We start from the raw sequence: 3,713 nt of genomic DNA on the forward strand, positions 1-3,713 counted from the left end.
CCTGTTCCTGTACCAGTTGCAGCGACACGCCGACCATCACGCGAATCCGACACGCTCTTACCAGGCGCTGCGCCACTTCGACGATGCGCCGCAATTGCCGGCCGGCTACGCAACGATGATCCTGTTCGCGTACGTGCCGCCGCTCTGGTATCGCGTGATGAATCCACGCGTCGTCGCGCACTATCGCGGCGACATGGCGCAGTCGAACATCAAGCCGTCGATCCGCGACAAGGTGCTGGCGCAATATCCAGCTGCGGCGTGATGGTTCGGTGAGGGCTGCGTAGAAGCTGGTGGACGCCGCTTGAAACGGTCGACGCACCGGCTTCCGGTTTGGCACGCGTGCGCGGTGCGGCAGCCATGCGACAACTGTCAGGAGTTCCGCCGGCCAGTTCGTCACGGGACGATGGTGTTCATCATGTAGCCACGCTGCATCGAAGATGCAACACGATCTGTGCGACACGATCCGTGCGCGTCGGCGACCCAAAACGAAAAACCCCTTGATCCTTCCGGATCAAGGGGCTTCGTATTTTGGCGGAGAGGGTGGGATTCGAACCCACGGTACGGGGAAACCGTACGCCTGATTTCGAGTCAGGTACATTCGACCACTCTGCCACCTCTCCTTCCTTACTGCATTTCGCGGCTGGTCGTTTCCGCGAGAAAAAGATTATAAGACGATCGCTTCGCGGCTGACAAGCCCTTTCTGCAAATTTTTTTGCGAGGGCTTCGGCAGGCTCGCGTTAGGACGCCTGTGCCGGCGCGTCGATCCGCTCCATGCCGCCCATGTACGGACGCAGCACTTCCGGCACCGTGACCGAGCCGTCCGCGTTCTGGTAGTTCTCCAGCACCGCGACGAGCGTGCGGCCGACCGCGAGACCCGAACCGTTCAGCGTATGCACGAGCTCCGGCTTGCCCTGCGCGTTGCGGAAGCGCGCCTGCATCCGGCGCGCCTGGAACGCCTCGGTGTTCGAGCAGCTCGAGATCTCGCGATAGGTGTTCTGCGCGGGCAGCCACACCTCGAGGTCGAACGTCTTCGCGGCCGAAAAGCCCATGTCGCCCGTGCACAGCGTGATCACGCGGTACGGCAGGCCGAGCTTCTGCAGGATCGCTTCCGCGTGGCCGACCATCTCGTCGAGTGCCGCGTACGACGTTTCCGGCGCGACGACCTGCACCATCTCGACCTTGTCGAACTGGTGCTGACGGATCATCCCGCGCGTGTCGCGGCCGTACGAACCGGCTTCCGAGCGGAAGCACGGGGAATGCGCGGTGAGCTTGATCGGCAGCGCGGCGCCGTCGACGATCGACTCGCGCACGGTGTTCGTCAGCGAAATCTCGGACGTGGAGATCAGGTATTGCGTGACCGTGTTTTCCGCGCCGCCCTTCTCGACGCGGAACATGTCGTCCGCGAACTTCGGCAACTGGCCCGTGCCGTACAGGATCTCCGGGTTCACGATGTACGGCGTGTACGTTTCGGTATAGCCGTGCTGCTGCGTGTGCGTGTCGATCATGAACTGCGCGAGGGCGCGGTGCAGGCGTGCGATCGGGCCGCGCAGCATCGTGAAGCGCGCGCCGGCGAGCTTCGCGCCCGTCTCGAAATCGAGGCCGAGCGGCGTACCGACGTCGACGTGATCCTTCACCTCGAAGTCGAACTGGCGCGGCGTGCCCCAGCGGCGCGCCTCGACGTTGTCGGCTTCGTCCTTGCCGACCGGCACGCTCTCGTGCGCGACGTTCGGCATGCCCAGCATCAGGTCGGACAGGCGCGCCTGGATCTCGCCGAGCTTGGCTTCCGACGCCTTCATGTCGTCGCCGATCCCGCCGACCTCGGCCATCACGGCCGACGTGTCCTCGCCCTTGCCCTTCATCGCGCCGATCTGCTTCGACAGGCTGTTGCGGCGCGCCTGGAGCTCTTCGGTGTGGGTCTGGATCGCGCGGCGTTCCGCTTCGAGTGCGGAGAACGCGGCGACGTCGAGGGTGTAGCCGCGATCGGCGAGGCGCTTGGCGACGCCGTCGAGGTCTTTGCGCAGCAACTGGATGTCGAGCATGGGAGGACTTGGAAAATCGTTGTGTAAGACGGGAATTCTAACGCACCGCGCGCCCGCCACGGCACCGGCCGGATGGACAACGCCGCAAATGGGCGACCATGGCAGTATCGCATTGCCGGTACGCCGCATCGGCGGTCGGCGAATTGCCGCGCGCCTCGCCATGACGGATCACGACACGACCGCGCCGGCTGGCGGCAACCGAATCAGGCGGAGCGCCAGTTCCGCGTCACGGCACACCTGGGAATCCGATGACCATCGAACTCGACAAGGATGTACGCGACCGCGCGATCGCGTCGCTGCAACGCTATTTCACGGAAAACATGGACGAGCCGATCGGCAACATCCAGGCCGGCGCACTGCTGCATTTCTTCATTCAGGAAGTCGCGCCGGCGATCTACAACCTCGCGGTCGCCGACGCGCAGGAACGCCTGCATGCGCGGGTGGCCGAACTCGACATCGAATGCCACGAAGAGCCGTTCGAATACTGGAAGAAACAGCAACCGGCCCGCAAGCGCTGACGCCTGAGCGGCGACGCAAGTCGAACCGGCCCGCGCGGCGCCGTCAGTCCTTCTTGCCGGCCTCGCGATCGAGCTCGCGCAGCCAGGCAAGCTTCTCGGCGATCTTCGATTCGAGCCCGCGCGGCACCGGCTGGTACCAGCGCGGCTCGCGCATCCCGTCCGGCAGGTACGTCTCGCCGGCCGCGTACGCATTCGGCTCGTCGTGCGCGTAACGATAGGCATGACCGTAGCCGAGCTCCTTCATCAGCTTGGTCGGCGCGTTGCGCAGATGCACGGGCACCTCGCGCGACTTGTCCTGCTTCACGAACGCCATCGCCTGGTTGAACGCGTTGTAGCCGGCGTTGCTCTTCGCCGCGCATGCGAGATAGATCACGGCCTGTCCGAGCGCGAGTTCGCCTTCCGGCGAGCCGAGCCGCTCGTAGGTTTCGGCCGCGTCGTTGGCCACCTGCAACGCGCGCGGGTCGGCCAGACCGATGTCTTCCCACGCCATCCGCACGATGCGCCGCGCGAGATACTTCGGGTCGGCGCCGCCGTCGATCATCCGGCAGAACCAGTACAGCGCGCCGTCCGGGCTCGAGCCGCGCACCGACTTGTGCAGCGCCGAAATCTGGTCGTAGAAGTTGTCGCCGCCCTTGTCGAAGCGCCGCGCGTTCAGCGTCATCGCATTGCTGACGAAATCGGCATCGATGGTCGCGACGCCGGCCGACGTCGCCGCCGTCTGCGCCTGTTCGAGCAGGTTCAGGAAGCGGCGCGCGTCGCCGTCCGCGTAGCCGACGAGCGTATCGATCGCCTTGTCGTCGAACGCGAGGCCGTCGAGCGCGATTTCCTGCGCGCGCTTCAGCAACTGGCGCATCTCGTCGTCGTTCAGCGACTTCAGCACGTACACCTGCGCCCGCGACAGCAATGCCGAATTGACCTCGAAACTCGGGTTTTCGGTCGTCGCGCCGATGAAGGTCACGAGGCCCGATTCGACGAACGGCAGCAGCGCATCCTGCTGCCCCTTGTTGAAGCGGTGGATCTCGTCGACGAACAGGATCGTGTGGCGACCGGTGCGGTTCAGCGTGTCCTTCGCCTGCTCCATCGACTCGCGGATGTCCTTCACGCCGCCGAGCACCGCGGACAGCGCGATGAACTCGCAATCGAACGCGAGCGCGGT

General features: G+C 65.1%; 3 protein-coding genes, 1 tRNA gene and 1 pseudogene. 2 read left to right on the forward strand and 3 right to left on the reverse strand.

The genetic code is table 11. From position 1 onward, the window contains the following. Nucleotides 1-262, forward strand: a pseudogene (locus tag JMF90_RS28360) (alkane 1-monooxygenase); the annotation flags it as partial. Nucleotides 263-529: 267 nt separating this feature from the next. Here JMF90_RS28360 and JMF90_RS28365 read toward each other — a convergent pair. Together JMF90_RS28365 and serS are read right to left on the reverse strand one after the other, a co-directional pair. Continuing rightward, a tRNA-Ser gene (locus JMF90_RS28365) sits at nt 530-620 on the reverse strand. A gap of 117 nt (nt 621-737) precedes the next feature. After that, nucleotides 738-2,039: a serine--tRNA ligase gene (gene serS / locus JMF90_RS28370; RefSeq protein ID WP_012328090.1), complete on the reverse strand. Its 1,302-nt coding sequence runs from the start codon at nt 2,037-2,039 to the stop codon at nt 738-740. Between the two features lie 248 nt (nt 2,040-2,287). Here serS and JMF90_RS28375 point away from each other — a divergent pair, with 248 nt between their 5' ends. Then, nucleotides 2,288-2,557, forward strand: a complete 270-nt coding sequence (locus tag JMF90_RS28375; RefSeq protein WP_006476640.1) for a DUF2164 domain-containing protein — start codon at nt 2,288-2,290, stop codon at nt 2,555-2,557. Nucleotides 2,558-2,600: 43 nt separating this feature from the next. Here the strand turns inward: JMF90_RS28375 and JMF90_RS28380 are convergent. Beyond that, nucleotides 2,601-3,713 (reverse strand): replication-associated recombination protein A (locus JMF90_RS28380; RefSeq protein ID WP_201325719.1); only part of this gene is annotated, 1,113 nt, incomplete at its 5' end.

This window comes from Burkholderia sp. E168m23 (assembly GCF_016586125.1).
Lineage (GTDB): Bacteria > Pseudomonadota > Gammaproteobacteria > Burkholderiales > Burkholderiaceae > Burkholderia > Burkholderia orbicola.